Source organism: Bradyrhizobium acaciae (genome assembly GCF_020889785.1).
Taxonomy (GTDB): Bacteria; Pseudomonadota; Alphaproteobacteria; order Rhizobiales; family Xanthobacteraceae; genus Bradyrhizobium; species Bradyrhizobium acaciae.
The window spans coordinates 114,437-131,808 of sequence record NZ_JACMYK010000004.1 but is presented as its reverse complement, the minus strand read 5'-3'; the positions used below and the strand labels follow the sequence as shown (position 1 = coordinate 131,808).

The 17,372-nt window shown below is 57.5% G+C and carries 15 protein-coding genes and 1 pseudogene; 9 read left to right on the top strand and 7 right to left on the bottom strand.

All coding sequences use genetic code 11. From position 1 onward, the window contains the following. Position 1 precedes the first annotated feature (1 nt). The 6 genes from nodI to H8A92_RS03660 are packed head-to-tail and all read right to left on the bottom strand — an operon-like array spanning position 2 to position 5,965. Complete coding sequence (gene nodI / locus H8A92_RS03685) at positions 2-919, bottom strand: nodulation factor ABC transporter ATP-binding protein NodI (protein ID WP_229194496.1); 918 nt, start codon at positions 917-919, stop codon at positions 2-4. Between the two features lies 1 nt (position 920). Next, positions 921-2,630 carry a nodulation protein NodU gene (gene nodU, locus H8A92_RS03680; RefSeq protein ID WP_229194495.1) on the bottom strand — a complete coding sequence of 570 codons (1,710 nt, stop codon included), beginning with the start codon at positions 2,628-2,630 and terminating at the stop codon, positions 921-923. 40 nt (positions 2,631-2,670) lie between these two features. Next, positions 2,671-3,273, bottom strand: a complete 603-nt coding sequence (nodS, locus tag H8A92_RS03675; protein WP_229194494.1) for a nodulation methyltransferase NodS — start codon at positions 3,271-3,273, stop codon at positions 2,671-2,673. A 12-nt stretch (positions 3,274-3,285) separates the two neighbouring features. Then, positions 3,286-4,659, bottom strand: coding sequence for a chitooligosaccharide synthase NodC (gene nodC, locus H8A92_RS03670; protein WP_229194493.1), 1,374 nt, complete (start codon positions 4,657-4,659; stop codon positions 3,286-3,288). Between the two features lie 17 nt (positions 4,660-4,676). Next, on the bottom strand, positions 4,677-5,336 hold the full coding sequence (nodB, locus tag H8A92_RS03665) for a chitooligosaccharide deacetylase NodB (protein ID WP_420831284.1): 660 nt from the start codon (positions 5,334-5,336) through the stop codon (positions 4,677-4,679). Continuing rightward, positions 5,333-5,965, bottom strand: a complete 633-nt coding sequence (locus tag H8A92_RS03660; RefSeq protein ID WP_229194492.1) for a NodA family N-acyltransferase — start codon at positions 5,963-5,965, stop codon at positions 5,333-5,335. Before H8A92_RS03660 ends, nodB begins: the two co-directional genes overlap by 4 nt. 823 nt (positions 5,966-6,788) lie before the next feature. Between H8A92_RS03660 and nodD1 the strand changes: the two genes are divergently transcribed. The 7 genes and pseudogenes from nodD1 to H8A92_RS03625 all read left to right on the top strand — a co-directional run bounded on the left by nodD1 (position 6,789) and on the right by H8A92_RS03625 (position 13,926). Then, the gene (gene nodD1, locus H8A92_RS03655) at positions 6,789-7,733 is read left to right on the top strand and encodes a transcriptional regulator NodD1 (protein WP_229194491.1); all 945 of its coding nucleotides are present in this window, start codon (positions 6,789-6,791) and stop codon (positions 7,731-7,733) included. A 633-nt stretch (positions 7,734-8,366) separates the two neighbouring features. Beyond that, on the top strand, positions 8,367-9,362 hold the full coding sequence (locus H8A92_RS03650; protein ID WP_229194490.1) for a LysR family transcriptional regulator: 996 nt from the start codon (positions 8,367-8,369) through the stop codon (positions 9,360-9,362). Between the two features lie 417 nt (positions 9,363-9,779). Beyond that, complete coding sequence (locus H8A92_RS03645) at positions 9,780-9,989, top strand: hypothetical protein (RefSeq protein ID WP_229194489.1); 210 nt, start codon at positions 9,780-9,782, stop codon at positions 9,987-9,989. A 121-nt stretch (positions 9,990-10,110) separates the two neighbouring features. Continuing rightward, on the top strand, positions 10,111-10,824 hold the full coding sequence (locus tag H8A92_RS03640) for a MerR family transcriptional regulator (protein ID WP_229194531.1): 714 nt from the start codon (positions 10,111-10,113) through the stop codon (positions 10,822-10,824). A gap of 320 nt (positions 10,825-11,144) precedes the next feature. Further along, positions 11,145-11,696, top strand: a complete 552-nt coding sequence (locus tag H8A92_RS03635; RefSeq protein ID WP_338026499.1) for an ABC transporter substrate-binding protein — start codon at positions 11,145-11,147, stop codon at positions 11,694-11,696. A 785-nt stretch (positions 11,697-12,481) separates the two neighbouring features. Further along, a pseudogene (locus H8A92_RS03630) lies at positions 12,482-12,739 on the top strand (transposase); the annotation flags it as partial. A 158-nt stretch (positions 12,740-12,897) separates the two neighbouring features. Next, positions 12,898-13,926: an LLM class flavin-dependent oxidoreductase gene (locus H8A92_RS03625; protein WP_229194488.1), complete on the top strand. Its 1,029-nt coding sequence runs from the start codon at positions 12,898-12,900 to the stop codon at positions 13,924-13,926. A gap of 431 nt (positions 13,927-14,357) precedes the next feature. On the opposite strand, the gene H8A92_RS03620 is transcribed toward H8A92_RS03625, so the two are convergent. Then, positions 14,358-14,681, bottom strand: a complete 324-nt coding sequence (locus tag H8A92_RS03620; RefSeq protein ID WP_229194487.1) for a hypothetical protein — start codon at positions 14,679-14,681, stop codon at positions 14,358-14,360. A 447-nt stretch (positions 14,682-15,128) separates the two neighbouring features. Here H8A92_RS03620 and H8A92_RS03615 point away from each other — a divergent pair, with 447 nt between their 5' ends. Then, positions 15,129-15,476 (top strand): NolY, encoded by a 348-nt coding sequence (locus H8A92_RS03615; protein WP_229194486.1) that lies wholly within the window; start codon positions 15,129-15,131, stop codon positions 15,474-15,476. 956 nt (positions 15,477-16,432) lie between these two features. Next, positions 16,433-16,678, top strand: coding sequence for a hypothetical protein (locus tag H8A92_RS03610; protein ID WP_229194485.1), 246 nt, complete (start codon positions 16,433-16,435; stop codon positions 16,676-16,678). Positions 16,679-17,372 lie beyond the last annotated feature (694 nt).

Genomic DNA, 17,372 nt, shown 5'->3' with positions numbered 1-17,372 from the left:
CTCACTCCATCTCGCGTCCGGTCAGCCGCAAAAACACGTCTTCGAGATTTGGGGGACGCTGCAGAACACGAAGTCCCGCTCGCCCCCGCAGTAGCACGCGGAGCTGCTCCGGATATGGCGCATAGCAGAAGAGCGTCTCTCCACTCACTTCGATGTGCCGCGCATGGGGCCTGATCAGCTCACGGAGCTGACGTGGATCACCTCCATAGATTTCGACCACGTTGCAGCCGATATGCTCGTCGATTAGCACATCTGGCTTGCCTTCGGCGATCTTGCGTCCGCCCTCGAGGACACACAGCCGATCGCACAGGCGTTCGGCCTCTTCCATAAAGTGAGTGGTCAAGAGGATTGTCTTGCCACGCGCCAGCAGAACTCGCAGGCGCTCCCAGATCAGGTGCCGTGCGTGCGGATCCAGACCAGTCGTCGGCTCGTCCATTACGAGCAGATGCGGGTCATTTATTAGCGCGCGTGCCAAGGTCACTCGCCGCTTCATGCCACCCGACAGTTCTGACACCCGTGCGTCCGCCTTGGTTTCGAGCCGCGCGAACTCGAGCAGCGATGGTACGACGGCTTCGATCTTGCGGGCGCTCATGCCGAAATAGCGACCAAACACCAGCAGATTCTCGCGTACGGTAAACTCAAGCTCAAGGTTGTCGAATTGTGGTACGACGCCGACCCGCATGCGTGCGACACGCGCGCGCGCCGGCACAGGTTCATTGAGTACCATTATCTTGCCTGCGTCCGGCGAGATCATGCCGAGGAGCATGCGGGCGATCGTGCTCTTGCCGGCTCCATTTGGCCCGAGTAGACCAAAGCACTCTCCGCGGGCAACCGAGAACGACAGTTCATCGACGATAACTCTGCCGCCAAATGACTTTCTGACGCCGGCAAGGTCGATTGCTACGGTGGACATGCTCATCTTAGGCCGACTGGAGCCGTTTAGCCGGCGGTTGCTTCCTTACGACCGGCTTGGTCCAGAGCTGGCCATCACACCACACATGCTCAACGCGCCCCCATTGACAGGCCGCCGCGGCGTCCGGAAAGAATCCACGCCCGTTCAGGTTCGCGCTCGTATTGCAGAGCAACGGAAGCCCCGTAAGGCGCTCGAATTCGATGAGAAGCTCAGCGACTTTGTGTGGAGAGCTGCGCGAGATTGTCTGCAGTCGCGCTGAACCGTCCAGATGAATGACAGCAGGGATCTTGTCGCGCCATTCCGCCCTGGTTTGATGATCGAACAGCATGTACGGATCCGGCGTACCTGGGTTGAATATCTCTGGCGCGCGATCCTCCAAGCAGATCGGCGCCACCGGTCGGAAATGCTCACGACACTTAATGTCATTGAGATGATCCTTCATGGCTGGTGACGTCGGAGCCGCCAGAATACTTCTGCCGCCCAACGCCCGCGGACCCAGCTCGGCGCGCCCGGACAGGAACACTACCGGCTTGTTGTCGGCGAGAATGGCGGCAAGCTCGCGCAGACTGCACGGCTCGGACTCCCATTCCGGCAACTCCTCGGTCGCCTGCAGAGCCGGACCGCTGTAAACAGACCATTCCAACGGTCCAAACCCATTTCGCGCCGCCATCGCCGCGCAAGCAGCACCTATTGCCGAGCCGCTGTCATTCGGGAAAGGCGGTACCCACACCTCGTCGAACAGGCCCGTCGCGCGAAGCGCACTATTCCACTTGATGTTGAGACCGCACCCACCTGCCACACATAGATTTCGCGCGCCGGGAAGAGAGGAGTGCTGCAACAGAGCCATCGCGATTTCCCGAACCAGAAGACGTTCCAAGAACATATGAAACGAGGCAAGGATATCCTCCGCGCGTTTGCCCGTAAGGCGCACTGCGCTTGCCTCGAAAAAATCGTGCGTGGCCGCAAGTAATGCTTCTGGATTGTGGATGTCTGCGCGGTAGCGACGAGCCTGCTCCGTGTCCGCGGCAAAGCGCTTCTCGTAGAGTTCTTGAAAAACTGCGATAACGCCTTCGTCGACAGAGCCAAGCGCGATGTAGGCCATCAGCTTGCCGGCGATACCCAAATCCCAACTGGTGCGGCTCGGCTGCCTGTAAGGCCCGAAATGAAGGCCGGCGGCAGCATAGGCCTGACCAATCATGGGAAACAGGGATCCCATGAGCCGCGCGCCGCGAGGTTCGACATAGTAAAGGCGGGGAAAGATGGATCCGTCCCATACCAGACAGAACGCGGGCTTTCTCGTACTGGCAAAGGGGCTGGTGCTATAGGCTGACGCGACGTGGCCCGTGACGTGCGGGTAACTATTATACGGAAAGACCTTGTCGCCTAGGATCAGGCCAAACCCTTCGACGGAATCAAGAAGGCCTTCAGCATGACGCTCGACATATGGTCCCCCTTTCAGCGTGATCGGCACCGCCCCACTTAAGACCTGGAACCGCGACTCGATCTCTCCATCCCAGCCATCGATAACGAACTGATCAATGTCTCGCGGATCAAGACCATGCTCCACCAATGCACGCACGACTTCATCGAGGTTGTCGATGGATTGATAGCGCGGGTTGTTGCCGCGCTTTTCCTGCTCGGTGCAAAATACGAGCCGCCCATCCTCGACGAGAGCAATTCCGCCGTCATGTGTTAATTTGATGCCGCAGATGCGCATACGACCCCCTGATCTAATGACCGACGATAGAGCGTTTTAACTACTGCCCCGACTTCCGGAACAGGACGAGCAAGCAGTCTTCGTTGACCGACGCTGTTTGGCAGTGCAGACGCTCCACCTCCAACAAGCTCTCCTTGAAGAGAGAGATCACCGTCTCGGCACCAGCGGCATGACCCCAGTGTCGACAGATGGCATCCCGCGCGGACCCGAACACCAGAACGCCGTCTGGGGCGAGCATGCTCACCAGATTGCGGACCGCCGCGTGCATCTCGGAAACGTCATTGAGATAGTAGAGAACCTCGGCGACGACGATCAGATCGAACTTCTCTGTGGTCGAAAATTGCTGAATATCGCAGGTTATCCAATTTACATGTGGCCGATGTCCGGTCCGTAGGCGCGCTCGTTCGATCGCCTGCGGCATGACATCGACCACTGTTAGCCGGCGGCAACGCGGTGCAAGTATTTCAGTGAATGCCCCGGCTGCGCATCCGACTTCGAGGGCATGCTCGATAGCCCCATTGCAAGACGACATCCGGAGCATCTGCCCGTACCGTTCCTGCTCGAACGCACTGCTGTCGAGATGCCATGGATCATCCACAGCGAGCTCGCGTTCCAGTAGTTGATGGTTCTTGTACACAGTCATACGCCGATAGACCTACTTATACGCGCTCGATCGTTTCCGACCGCAAATGCTCTCCGGCGCCGCCAAGCGCGATAGACGGTGAGGAACCGCTGCCTTCGGAGTTGTGCCAGACGCCTCCTCTGTAGCCGCAAGACCCGCTGCACTGTTCGGCACCGGCATGATCTGCTCATTTCCTTCAGTTGGCTCATTGACGATCGTGCGCGACAGCCAATCGCTGTTGCTCAATGTACAAAGGGCATACGCTTTGAGTGGTAGTAAAAGAAAGATGTTTATCGGTGTGTGGAGCGAGAATCCGAGAAATCGCAATTCCCCCGCCCGAAGTGCAGCTACACTGCACCGAACCATCGTCATCGCCGCAATTGTCAAGCCTGTCCACCAGGGTACAGATCCGTCGACTGCAAGTTCGGCAAGCGCAGCCAGTGCTGAAAGGGCGAGTAGCAGTGGGCCAAGATTCTGCCCGACAACGTCCAGTGTGAGGTAGCCATCGAGCTCCGGCAGCAGACGCAATGCGAGAAACGTATCGCGAAAGGTGCTGCGCGCCCAGCGCAGTTGCTGACGCAGGTATGGCCCGAGAGTGTCAGGGACAAGCGTTGCCGCAATCGCGTCCGGAACATACTCGGTTCGGAATCCCGCCTTGAGCATGAGAATCGTCAAATGGCGATCTTCGCCAAAATCACTCGGCTTGCCGCGAAAGAATTGCGTTTCGTATTGATCAAGCAGCAGGGCAAGTGCAGAGCGACGATACATCGCACATGGACCGCAGCAGCACATGACCGCACCGAACCGAGCTTGCGCCGCGCGCTCTTCGTTGCACGCCAGCCAGTATTCCATATCGATCAGACTGGTCAGCCATGTATCGTTACGATTGCTCGCTACCAGCTGGCCCATCGCGGCACCAATGTCGGGATCCCGCATCTTCGCCGCAAGTTTGGTCACCACGTCAGCGGCCAGTATCGTATCGGAATCGACGTTAAGCACCAAGTCACCGGACGAGCCGCGTATTGCGGCGATCTGCGCCTTGCGCTTGCCAACATTCCTGGCGAGCAAGATGATGCTGAAGCGCGCATCGTTGGCATAGATCTTATGTACAGGCCCTACAACGTCGCGATTTGCCGAGCCATCGTCGACCAAATAGATCCGCAGCTTTCCTTCGTAGTCTTGTCTGGCGAGCGACTCCAAACACTGCGCGAGCGTGTCCGGTTTCTCGTTGAAGCAAGGCACGATAATATCCACACTTGGCAGAACCGGCGCGGATTGTCCCAGATCGTTCCGCGGCGATGGGGCATTCCCCCGCCGCGCATACAGCGCCTGCGTGCTTTTGTAGATGGTCGAGAGCAGCGCGTAAGACGAAACCGCGGCGGCGCTGGTTGTAGCGAGCAGGTCCATAGGGTGCCAGTTGTTGTTCAGTGAAGCTGAGGGAGCGGGCGGATCACGAAGCCGCGGCGTTGTAGTGCTGGAACTAGGTAAGAGAGCGCTCTAACCGTCTGGTCTCGCCGAGTTGCACCAACGCACGGTCCGTCCTCATCAGGAGGATATCCATCGTGCAGGAGAACAATCGAACCCGGTCGAACGGCTCCGAGTACCGAAGTCACAATTCTCTCCACCCCGGGCTGGGACCAATCTCTCGGATCGACCGACCAGTGCACAGCCGTAAGACCCGCCTGTGCCGTTGTAGCGAGCACCTCTTCGGTCCATTTACCGTAGGGGGCCCGCATGTGCCTGGGCGCAGCCTGCGGACACGCCGAACGAATCGCTTCGCTGGCCATTAGCACCTCACCGCGCACCTCAACGGGCCCGCATCTGGACAGATCCGGATGCGTCATCGTGTGGTTCGCCACCTCATGGCCTTGTGCGATCATCCGTCGAATGAGCTCGGGTTGCTCGGCTGCGTAGGTACCGATCACAAAGAACGTCGCTGGCACCCGATGGTGCGTCAACACATCGAGAACCTCTGGCGTGCAAAATGGATTTGGCCCATCGTCAAAGGTCAAATAGACAGGGAAGCTTCCGCTCACATCAGCGTAGTCGCAAGGAACGGCGGACACGGGGATAAGGTCTTTCACAGCTCGGGCCCGTTCCGATCGATCATCGCGCCGGCGGGCCACTCGCTGATCGCGCTTTGAACCGGGAACACCACCACGATCACCTCTTCGATGCGGATCGGCGACAAATTGGGATAGACATCCGGATGCGTAGAGCGGACGCGAAGGCCTGACATGAGGGTCGCGAGGCCCTGTCTTTGCACCAGTCGGGTAAGATGCTTCTCAAGCGCGGGCCGGACCGTCCCGAAGCCGAACGGGACTCCAAGTTCGTGCAGCATAGGATACATCACCCGCATCGCGTGGCTGATTCCAAGACCCTCGAGATCCGGCCGCACGGCATACAGCCCAAGTTCGGCCACGAGCAGATCGATTGCACCAATCTTGATGAAGCGGCGCAGTAGTCCGACGTGAGCAGCTACGCCATGGGCGTCGCGACCAATCACGCGGACCTCAGGCCTAGCGCCGGCCCAACTTCTGTTGCCTTCAAATGGCTGCGCATTAAAAGCACCGGTCGGCCCGTAACTCTTCCGAAAAAATTCGGCGAGCTCGGCATGCTCAGCAAGCCGCAGGTCGTTTTCCCAGCGAACGCTCCAATGAACTTGAGCGCGCGCAGAAGGAGCTTCCGCAGTGCGAGATGCGACCATGTCCATTGCAGGCTTTCCTACGCGAGTCTTTTCAAAAGCGGGGCTCAGTCACGCAAACTCACTCACCGGACGCAGACCGATCGAGAAATTCGCCGTTGCATTTCGTTGGACGCCGGTTTGCCTTTGCGCGCCCGGCAATGGAGCAGATCGCTTGGTGTGACGCTTTTATGAGCGATCAGTTGATCGCTCCGTTGAGGCTTGTCGTTTCGACCGAATGCTGTGCCGAAGGCGTACCGACGGGGCGATTCGATCGTGCAGATGTTATCTGCACCATGGAGCCCTTCTGCCTCGTCTATAGCGGCCATCGGCGATTTGCCGCTAGTGACCGGACCATCGATGCGGAGCATCTCGTTGAGAGATCGTCTCAACGACACTAGATCAACTTGGTTCTCATGCATCTTCAACACGCCCCGAATGCGATTGACAGTCGAGCCAACGGACTGTCGCCAGATCTATTTGGCATTCGCGCTCTGCGCCTGCCTCTGTATCACGACACTAGGGCGACGCTGATCGGGCCCTCAAGTGTACGCGGGTAAACCGCCGATATGGAAAGGGTTGGGATACACATACGAAGGTTTACTGAGCGCTTCGATAAGCGAGTTGCGCTGGTCAAGACCGACGCCACTCGTACGCCTGCGCGTATCACAGCTGCCCAAGAAACCCATAGCGGCCGCTCACGTTCAAGGGGTTGTCCAGAGCCCGCGCACCACCAACAGCCATCATGGTGTTCCAACTATTTTCCAAACTGATGTTTGCTATCCAACATCCCGCAGTTTGGTAAAATCGATTGTTTCGATAGAATGCATCCACACGATGGATAGACTAAAAGATGCGCTTCAAAGGCCTCGATCTTAACCTGCTCGTTGCGCTCGATGCTCTGATGACCGAGCGCAACCTCACCGCCGCGGCGCGTACAATCAACCTGAGCCAGCCCGCTATGAGCGCGGCAATCGCGCGGCTGCGCACCTACTTCGGCGATGAACTTTTCACGATGCGCGGTCGAGAGCTCGTCCCGACACCGGGCGCGGAAGCGCTCGCGGGTCCCGTTCGCGAGGCCCTGTTGCACATTCAGCTTTCGATTATTTCACGAGATTCGTTCGACCCTGCTCAGTCCAACCGTCGCTTCAGGGTCATTCTCTCCGACTTCATGACGATCGTCTTTTTTCGACGAATTATGGACCGCATCGCACAGGAAGCCCCGGCTGTGCGCTTTGAATTGCTGCCCTTTTCGGATGAGCCAGACGAGTTGCTCCGCCGAGGCGAGGTCGACTTTCTCATTCTGCCGGAATTGTTTATGTCGAGCACTCACCCCAAGGCGACGCTGTTCGACGAGACTCTCGTGTGCGTGGGATGCCGCACGAACAAGCAGCTGTCACGCCAACTGACATACGAAAACTATCTTTCGCTGGGTCACGTTACGGCCAAATTCGGACGGGCGCCCAGGCCCAACCTGGAAGAATGGTTTTTGCTTGAACACGGTTTAAAGAGACGGATCGAGGTGGTAGTGCAAGGCTTTAGCCTTATCCCACCCATAATATTGGACACCCGCCGTATCGGCACGATGCCTTTGCGACTCGCGAGGCATTTCGAAAAGCGGATGCCCGTGCGGATTGTCGCACCACCCTTGCCTCTGCCCACATTCACCGAAGCATTGCAATGGCCTGCGTTCCACAACACCGACCCAGCGAGTGTTTGGATGAGGCGAATATTGTTGGAAGAGGCGTCCAACATCGCATCGGGCCATCTCGAGACATCTACACGCAGGCGATGTTAAGTTCAGCATCGGACGATTGGGCCGTGTCTCGAGTATGGCGGCACGCCATTAATTCTCCGCCGACGCTTTCTATTTCTCGATGCGCGATGTTGCAAGCATCTAACGATGGATTACGACTCGCTAAGGTGGCTTGGCAGGTCGTGCACCAAAATGTTCCGGTTGAGGTTGGGATACACGCGATAATGCTCGACGGACGTCGAGCATTAGGCTGGTACATAACGCTTGTTGGTGCGCAAATTTCCGGCACGTTCAATTATTCGCTTGAATCCCACGCTGCGTGAGGTTGTAGGCTGCGCGCCTTGGCTCGCGCTGCGTTAAACGGCGGTCGACCGTGCGCACAGCCGAACTCACGGCGTTGGCGGAACAACTTCGACTGGTGCCAATAGTTAACGACCGGGTCTTGTTAACCAGGTTGGCCCGAGCGGCGAGCCTAATAGCTTCGGGCTTGTACCGGTTTCCGGTCTCTGATGTCCGCCAACGGCCGAACTGTCCATCGTTGCGATGATTCCGCGACTTCCTCTCGCGATCGCAAGAAGGACGAAACCGATTCGGACGAGCCGGTGAGACCGCCCCAAGCGCGGCCGCGGCCGGTCGTTTATGCAACGCACGCACGTTTACGCCGGACAAGAAGATATGCGTTTCAAAGGATTGGATCTAAATCTTCTCGTCGCTCTCGATGCTCTAATGACCGAGCGCAGCCTGACTGCAGCGGCACGCAAGATCAGCCTTAGCCAGCCCGCTATGAGTGCAGCTGTCGCCCGACTGCGCTCCTATTTTGGCGATGAGTTGTTTGTAATGAGAGGACGAGAACTTGTCCTGACCTCACGCGCGGAGGGACTCGCCGCTCCGGTTCGTGAGGCGCTGATGCACATCCAGCACTTGATTATCGCGCGGAACGCCTTCGACCCTGCCCGATCAAACCGGCGGTTCAGGATCTGCCTGTCAGATTTTATGACGGTCGTATTCTTCCGCCACGTCGTGGAGCGTGTCGCGAGAGAAGCACCCAACGTCAGATTCGAGCTCGTGACCCTCACCGATGAGCACGATGAGTTGCTTCGGCGCGGCGAGGTCGATTTTGTCATCCTGCCGGAACTATTCATGTCCGGTACGCACCCCAGAGCGGCCTTGTTCGAGGAGAGCCTTGTTTGCGTGGGCTGCCACACGAATCGTCACCTACTGAGGCGGTTGACATTTGATCGGTATATGTCGATGGGCCACGTTGCGGTCAAGCTCGGAGGCACACGCAAGACCTTCGTCGAGGATTCCTTGTTGCACGATCTCGGGATCAATCGGCGCATCGATATTTTGGTGCAGAGCTTCAGCATGATCCCGCCCCTGCTAGCGGGCACAGGCCGCATAGGGACCATACCCTTAAGGCTCGCAAAGCATTTTCAAAGAACCGCGCCGCTTCGGATTGCCGCGCTTCCCCAGGCATTCCCCACCTTCACCGAGTCAGTCCAATGGCCAATCCTTAATAGCAGCGACCCAGAAAGCATCTGGCTGCGAGAAATATTGCTGCAGGAGGCCGCTCGCGTAGCAACTGCGCGTGAAGAGGCGTTCAACATTAGCAATCCGGAGCAAGCAAATGATGCCGGCGGCTTCGCAGGATCTGTCTCGCCGCTAGCGTAAGGCCGTTGCCAAAGGTGAACGAACCCGGCACCCGGACGGTGTCCCAACGCGTGCAATTTTGCATCGCCTCGCTCGAAGTCGTTGTCTCTCGTCAAAGCCCCTCATAGTTGGCGATCGTCACAAGCCCGCGCCGATGGCGAATCGGTTGCGGCGCTCGCAATCATCGGGCGCTTCGGCATCGTCGGAGATCCAGCCCACGAGCAGCCAACGCAGTGCCGATTGGTTGTGCATATGATGTTTGACTTGCGTCGGCCACGCAAGGCATCGCACATGCGTGTTGCCCTGTCGCATCACCCTGGAGCGTATCGCATCTTTGCTTATCTCGCGCCGCGGGTCTGACTTCTTTTGGCCCCACCTCGGCCAAACGTCTTGACGAGGTGCGCTATGCCAACACAATGACGAATAAGGAGCCGTACGTTGGAGCAATACAACGGAGTATTCGATCCCGAAGAGCTTTCTTTCTTGGGGAGCCTTTTTGACAGGACAGTCTTCGCGCTGCCGCCATCAATGCGAACTCCGGATAATCGAACGGCGATCGCCAAACTGATCCTGGAGCGTACAGCGGCAGGCAATACCCAGCTGGCATGCTTAACTAACCTGTTGATCACCCTTTCTCCTCAGGGTTGATCGCGCGCCGTTCTAAGGATAGTCACCACTTCTGCGCTGGAATGGAAGACGATCCAGCTAGAGCTTTGAAATGGCTTGAATCCAACGTGACGTCAGGTTGTAGGCTTTGAAATTGAACAACATGAGCAAAGCTACACCAAGACGGCGTCGATGGCGCATTGGCGAACTAGCGGAAGCGACCGGAGTGACGGTACGCACGCTGCATCATTATGAACACACCGGCCTGTTAGCCGCTTCAGAGCGCACGGATGGCGGCCACCGGATGTACGACCGCGAAAGCGTCCAGCGGGTTCACCAGATTCGGGCGCTACGCGAGCTTGGCTTCTCCCTTTACGAGATCCGTAAAGCTATGGAGGGAACGACTTCGCTGACCGACCTATTGCGCAAACATTTGGAGCGTATAGAGCTTCAAGTTGCTCGAGCAACGCTGTTGCGAGATCGATTGCGCAACATGACGACCGACAGGGACGTTCAGGTCAGCGTGGATGAGCTACCTGCCACCTTGGATGCCATGTCGCGGGTTGAGACACGTAGTCAAGCGTCCCGATGCACATGCAGGTTGGCTGCAGAGCGCGAGGAGCGATGGCGACGCATTCGGGACGACCTGCGCGATTGTATGGATAGAGGCGAACACCCTTGCGGCGATCGCGCGAAGGCCGTCGCGATTGCCGCGCGCCTGCTGATCGGCGAAATCGCTGGAGCGGATTCTCGGGTTTCGACGATTCTGAAGGTCCTCGCACGCCTAAGCGCCCCACGCAGTTTGGCTGGTTGGGATCCCTGCCTCATGCAATATCTCGATCTTGCCCTCGCCGGCCTGGAGGATCAGCCATACTGAGATCACAGGGTAGCTCCGGACGGCTTGACCAATCCGCTTGGCCGGCTCGATCGTCATGGCGGTTCGGCGTGATCCGCCGGCTTTGATGCCCGGCGGCAGCTTTACCAATCACTGGTCAGATTTTCTGCGAGGCTCCCGGCGATCCGCCGCCTTCTCTGATGCATTAAGCGAAGCTCTCCCGTTCAGGGGAGACTTGAATCGCACGTAACGTCAAATTGTAGGCTCCGCCATGGTCGTTGTCCGAGCTGACGCATGCTTTGCTTGGCGATCCTTCGACCTGCGGGCCCGTGCTGGCCGCAGACGGTTGGGCTTAGATCGAGATGAGCACTAGGAGTTCTGCAGTGTTGAATAGGCGTTACACTCCAGCTGCAGGCGCGGCCTTCGTTTTCTGTGCCCTCGCCTCGACTGCGTGGGCTTTGGACATTCATATTGCCGAGGCTGGCCCGATGAGCGGAAGCAGCGTGGCGTTCGGCGCGCAGATGCGCAACGGCGCCGCTGCGGCGGTCGAGGCATCGAACGCTTCGCGCCTCCTTCCCAACACCCAGGTGCTACTGAGTGTCGCTGATGACGCCTGCGACCCAAAGCAAGCGGTAGCCGTTACAAATAAGCTCACAATGACTCAGGTGCGTTTGGTCGTCGGCCATCTTTGCTCGTCTTTGTCCATCTCCGCATCCGACGTCTATGCCGAAACAGGTATCATCCAATTGTCACCTGGTCCGACAAATCCTCAGCTAACGGAATGCGGCATCCCGACCGTAATTCGGATCTGCGGCCGCGATGACCAGCAGGACGCTTGCGGCCGAATACATTCATCAGAATTGATCGACGCGACCACAGCCCTTCTCCCTCAACCTAGCCCCCGACACGGATGATGAAACGACATCAGGATCTTTCTGCCGTTGTACTCGCGAGCTTTCTAGTGCTCGCTGCTTTCGGCACGCTCGTCGCCCTCGCTGCAGCGCTCGCAGAATTACCAGACGTCGACGTAGAGGAGGAGCTTCGTCCGATGGTAGACAAATAGCATCCCGATTAAGGCCAGTTCTTGCAACCCGTCACTCAAACATCCGCAACAGTCTGATTGGGAATGCTGCGTCTTTCCGCTCTTGAGACGGCAGCCATGACAACCAAACCGCCGCGGCAATCTCTCCGTCGACCGCCCATGCTGACAAATGCAACCGCACTTCGTAGCTTCCGGCGACCTCACATTGCGCGAAACGCGATCGCGATCCAATCGCTGTTTCGCCAGCGCGTTGCTTGTCAATTGTTTAAGCGCCTCGACCGATTCAAAGCGACTTACGACAAACTGAAGGTCTATGTGAGCGCGATCCGACCGCCGGCCAGTTTGATGGGACGCCGCTCGTTGCGAAGCGGATTGCCGATAACGACTTCACATTGATTCCGGCAGCCGGCAATTCGGGCATGGCGCCTCGACGATCGGAAAGAGTTACAACCTTGAGAATGTTATCGACATGACTTCGATCAGCTCTCCTGTCCGACTGCGCATCCTGGGACGTTGTTCTACTTTCGGGCACAACTGCCGATCCATTTGGGATGAAGGATGTAACGCTCCATCCGACATCGCGACAACTCGGAAAATCTACTGCATGCATATTGCCTGCACTTCGAGTGCAAGTGCTGCGCAAAACGGAACGTACAGATGAAACGACCGAAATTCACAGAAGAGCAAATTATCGCGATACTGAACGAGCAAGGAGCAGGTGCGAAGCCGGCTGATCTAGCTCACAGACACAGGATCTCCGAAGCGATGATCCACGACTGGAAGGCCAAGTTCGGCGGCATGGACGTTTCGGCCGCCAAGCGGTTGAACGCCCTGGAAGAGGAGAACGCGAAGCTAAAAACACTTCTGGTCGAGCAGATGCTTGGCGTGGATGCACTTCGCGAACTCCTATCAAAGTAGTCGCAAACAATAGGCAGGTTCTCACGCCCACGCTGCATGGCGCACGCCCAGAGCGTTAGCTCCCGCAAAATAGCCAGATCGGCCAAGTGATGCACGCCATGTCTCTGAGGCCGACGGCACAACCAGGACTCCCATTCGCAATCGGAGATAATCGAGTGAAAAGCGGCCTTCCCTCACGACTGACATGCGCAATCTTTGACCACTTGGACGACGACGGCCGCGACATTGCGCGCCAGTATGAAGATCGTCTCAAGCTGGCGGAGACGTGTGATTCTCTGGGCTTTTACGCTTATCACCTGGCCGAGCACCACTGCACCCCTCATGGCAGAGGGCCTTCGCCGAACCTGTTTCTAGCAAGTCTTGCGCAGCGCACCCGGAGGCTTCGCTTTGGTCCGCTTGTTCTGTTGCTCAACCTCTATCATCCATTGCGCGCGTTCGAAGAAATCTGCATGCTTGATCAATTGAGCGGCGGCAGGCTCGAACTCGGTATTGGGCGCGGCTCCCAGCCGATCGAATGGGGCTATTTCGGCATCAGCGCAGGCGCGGCGCCAAGCCGCTATATGGAATCCAGCGAAATCTTAAATGCTGCGCTGAAGAGCGATACGTTATCCTACCAAGGAAGCCATTTTGAGCTGAACAGTGTACCCTTAACCTTGAGGCCTCATCAGCGCCCTTATCCGCCGACATGGATCGCCAGCAATCGGACCGAATCGGCGGAATGGGCCGCGGCAAATGGTGCAAATCTGGCGTGTGTCGGTCCCGCCTCTGCTGTCCGAAGCATCACGGATGCTTTTCGTTCCCGTCGTGCGCGCTGCACAGCCACGGACGATCGAGAGCCATTCCTAGGGTTAGCTCGTATGATCGTGATTGCGAGATCTGACGGAGACGCTCATGCGGCTGCCGAAACCGCTTATGGACAATGGCTGGATAGCTTTAAGTTCCTTTACGAGTTGAACGCCACTCCGACACCGCCGACCCTGCCGCTTTCATTCGATGCAGCCTTGGAGAACCAATTGTGCGTCGTCGGAACGCCAGCTTCCGCCCGACAGCAGCTTCTTAATCAGATGGAAGAGGCAGGTACCAACTACCTGCTCTGCCAGCTTGCATTTGGGCACCTTCCGCTCGACGTTTCACTATACACCGCGAGCGCGATCAGAGCCGAAATCATCGATAGCTTTGGCTGACAATGTCTATTCAACTTTGCGACTGCGGGATGCCCGGCCAGTTCTTGGCATTCCGCACGTGCCATTTGCGTGCGATCAAGCCGTTCCTTCTTGCTCAACGGGAGATCCCAAACCCACCAGGATATAGGCGCGACCTCAAGCATCACTTTGCCGGCCGCGCAGCCGATGTCGTCGGCAGCGACATGACTGGTTGAATAGCGTTGGCATGACAAACCGGCTCAACCCGTACGCGGGCTTGTCTTATGCGTCGTCCAGAGCAGGTCAAGGATAGTCGCGCGCTATCCGCGGCCTGGATGCATCCCATCAAAACTTTCGATTTTACGAATTTCCGCCAAATGCACCATAGTCGCTCACCGGTTTCCGGAAAGCACCTTTAACGAAGCTCGTGTGACCATGGACCCCCTTTGCTTTCTGCCAAGTCGCAGGTCGGCTCAAACCTTTCGCGGCAGCACCACCATCGGTATCCCTCGACCTTTGAAACCGCGCCACAAGTGGTCTAGCTTCAGCCGGAAGGCTCGCCAAGCCGTACGGCCCTCATTCGAAGTCGCCGACAGCAATATCGTCATCCTAAAGGCCTCACCGAAGATCAGGTGCTTCTCACGCGCATTGGCCGGGTTGCATGCGTGCGTCGCATAGAAGCCAGGCAGGCGCACTGCCTGTGGCGCCAGCCGCGGCAAGGCTTGCCGACCTGACCAGCTGGACAGCCCCCTTACTTCCACGAAGTTGCGATTCTCAAGTAGTGCGACGACAGCCATCTGACTTCCTTAAACACAAAAAGGACGTGCTGGTATCAACGCCGCGCACTGAGGTCGATTTCGGCGATGCGAAAGGCTACGCGACAAAACTTGCCGCCCACTTACGCCATTTGATCGCGGGGTTCTCATGCCGCCCATCCGCTCCACGCTGTTCAGTGGGCTCCGCCTATGCCAACGGCGTTCCTGCGAAGTCTGCTAGCTTGGCGTGCGCCGGCTCGATAGCTCAATCAAGGAGTCGAGCTATAGCGACTTACCTCCTTCGGGTCTTTCTGCGAGACGAGCCTGTCCCTTTCTTTGGTTGCCATGTGCGAGTTGTCTTGTGCAGCGGCAATTCGGTCATGCACCGCATCGGCTGCCTCGCAAACCGGAACGAATACAAAACTACACGTCAATCTCGTTTAATTAGTCTGGAGCAGCACTGTGGAACTTGACCCTTCGAATTCACGCATGCAAGACCTTGAGGATCGCATCGAACTACAACTCGATATCGTAGCAACTCTCGTCCGCGAAGGAAGCAACGAGCTCGAGGCAATCCAGCTGCTCAACGCACTCACGAACGAAATGGTATCAGCGGAACTCGAGCTCGGCCAGCTCGGCGATACGAGCACCGGTGGCCATCCAGGCGGCGAACGAGCAGCGCGAATGAGACGGGACCAAGGCGTCTACAATCCAGAAGAGCTTCAAATCTTGGGGCGCCTTCTCGATCAGGCAGTGGCCGCCTTACCACCTGCACTGCGCACTCCGGCCAACCAGATGTGGATTGCCAGATTGATTCTGGCGCGTGCGGCGGGCTGAGAGCCGCTTTGCTCTTCTGCAGTTGACGGCCGCTCAGCGAACGCTTCATCGCTGGGCTGACCGTTGCTGCTCTCCTACAAATGGATAAGGCCGCTTTGAGACCGTGGCTCACCGCTACGTGAGTGAGCCGCCTCGGCGTGCTGATCATTTCACTTCGAGGAGCGAGACATCCATCCGATCTCCGCTGGACTGCACCCCAAGCGCTCGATCATGGCATCTTACGCGCTCGCAGTTTTTCTTTATTCGGGCGAGACACCGCACGGTTAACCCCGCCTTCCGATATTCGGATCTTGGCAGCATGAGCTGCCCCCTGATGGCGGCCGCCGTATTCTAAAGTTGCGGACCACCATATATTTCGTTGCCAGAATGAGCTCCTGGCAGATCACCGCAATTGTCGCGATAGCTTGTCCCGTTTCTTTCGTGCGACCTATCCGTAGCAGAACCGTATCGCAAATGTGGTGCCGTGCGAAGCCGGCAGATGTAGCCAGGCTGTTGACGCATGTCGGGAAGCACACGAACGGATTGTCGAGAATGAGCCACACAGCCGGATGCGACATAAAGAGCGCATACGACATCTCCCAGAGCACTTCTTAGCTTTCAACGTTTGAATGTAGTGAACAGCCTGCTTCGTAAGACGGCTATAGCTCGACTGACTCTTGGGAGTGTCGGCCCGCAAGCGGCGAAGGGCGAACGCCGGGCAACAAGATGCGGGGCGCAAAGAGACAGATGTTACGCAGGGTCTCCTCAGCCAATCCAGAATCGTTCGACTCGCGCTGGCACTTCGACATTCGGTCATCGGGACTTCAACAAGCGGCATTATAAAGTTCACTGTGCGCCGCGAGCAGCTCGACACACATTTTTTGCTGGGGCTCCGACTTCTTGCCGGTCAAGACAGGCCGCAGCTCGTCGGTACGCTTCGGACGAATCTTTTACCTTGTGCCTCGAGGAGTTTCGAGATGGATCAGATCATATCCGACCAGGTACAAGCGCCAGACGCTATCGTAAGTATCGCATTTGAAAAAGCGTGGCGCTTTGTCGAGAAGGACCCAGTTCTGGCGCATCATCTCAAGACGTTCCTTCACAGCCGCTTGCGAGCATTACTGGAGTGCTCGATCAGGACCGGTGAACGAAATACCCTGTATCTGGCGAACGAAGCGATCCGCAATTTACGAGCGGAACTGGCGTCGCCGAGCAAACGGTAGGTGGTTCGTTCCTCTAGCTGGCCGCCACCCTTGTTATCGGCAGCACAAGGACGGTGTCGTCAACTCCCGAAGTGTCAGGTCGTGGTCGAGCTGAGTTTTCCCGGCTCACCTTCACCTATACCGACGACTGCGTCAGAGAGCGCTGCTCGTGGAGCTCTCGTCGTCCCCATACCAGTAGGATAGAAACGGGAGCACGCCGGCAAAGAAAGGCGGGACGGGCACGCGTTGCCACGACGTGACACAATGTGCACCGTCGCTGGCAGCTTGGCATGTGTCTCGGCAATTTCGATGCCGGCTTCATCTAGCGCGGTGACCAACATTCTACGACAGCAGACAATCTTGGTGGCGCACCGGCTTGATTGGCTTTCCTGTCGCGGCAAGAGCAGTTACAGCTCGCTCCGGATCTTCAGGTTGTCCAAATCTAGATTGATCAATGGCTCGGATGGGTCATTACCAAGTTACCACCTTCTTAAGGTGCGACACGACTTCTGACTCAAGATAAATCCCGTCCTGATTAGGACGCCATTATCTGTGCGGCTCATGACGACGCCCGCGGAACGAGGCGCATCCGGACGTATCGCCAAGAACCTGGTTGTGGCAGTGCTTAGCAATGCGCTCGCAGCATTGCGTCGCGCAGTTCCATCACGATCGCTTCGTCTTCAGGCAAACGCGCCACGAGGCGCCCTATCAATGT

Bases quoted from the DNA above. Each gene is read 5' to 3' on its own strand.
- nodS (WP_229194494.1), bottom strand. From the start codon at position 3,273: ATGACTGTGTACAAGAACCATCAACTACTGGAACGCGAGCTCGCTGTG.
- nodC (WP_229194493.1), bottom strand. From the start codon at position 4,659: ATGGACCTGCTCGCTACAACCAGCGCCGCCGCGGTTTCGTCTTACGCG.
- H8A92_RS03650 (WP_229194490.1), top strand. From the start codon at position 8,367: ATGCGTTTCAAAGGATTGGATCTAAATCTTCTCGTCGCTCTCGATGCT.
- nodD1 (WP_229194491.1), top strand. From the start codon at position 6,789: ATGCGCTTCAAAGGCCTCGATCTTAACCTGCTCGTTGCGCTCGATGCT.
- H8A92_RS03610 (WP_229194485.1), top strand. From the start codon at position 16,433: ATGGATCAGATCATATCCGACCAGGTACAAGCGCCAGACGCTATCGTA.
- H8A92_RS03660 (WP_229194492.1), bottom strand. From the start codon at position 5,965: ATGGACATGGTCGCATCTCGCACTGCGGAAGCTCCTTCTGCGCGCGCT.
- H8A92_RS03615 (WP_229194486.1), top strand. From the start codon at position 15,129: ATGCAAGACCTTGAGGATCGCATCGAACTACAACTCGATATCGTAGCA.
- nodI (WP_229194496.1), bottom strand. From the start codon at position 919: ATGAGCATGTCCACCGTAGCAATCGACCTTGCCGGCGTCAGAAAGTCA.
- H8A92_RS03620 (WP_229194487.1), bottom strand. From the start codon at position 14,681: ATGGCTGTCGTCGCACTACTTGAGAATCGCAACTTCGTGGAAGTAAGG.
- H8A92_RS03635 (WP_338026499.1), top strand. From the start codon at position 11,145: ATGAGCACTAGGAGTTCTGCAGTGTTGAATAGGCGTTACACTCCAGCT.
- nodU (WP_229194495.1), bottom strand. From the start codon at position 2,630: ATGCGCATCTGCGGCATCAAATTAACACATGACGGCGGAATTGCTCTC.
- H8A92_RS03640 (WP_229194531.1), top strand. From the start codon at position 10,111: ATGAGCAAAGCTACACCAAGACGGCGTCGATGGCGCATTGGCGAACTA.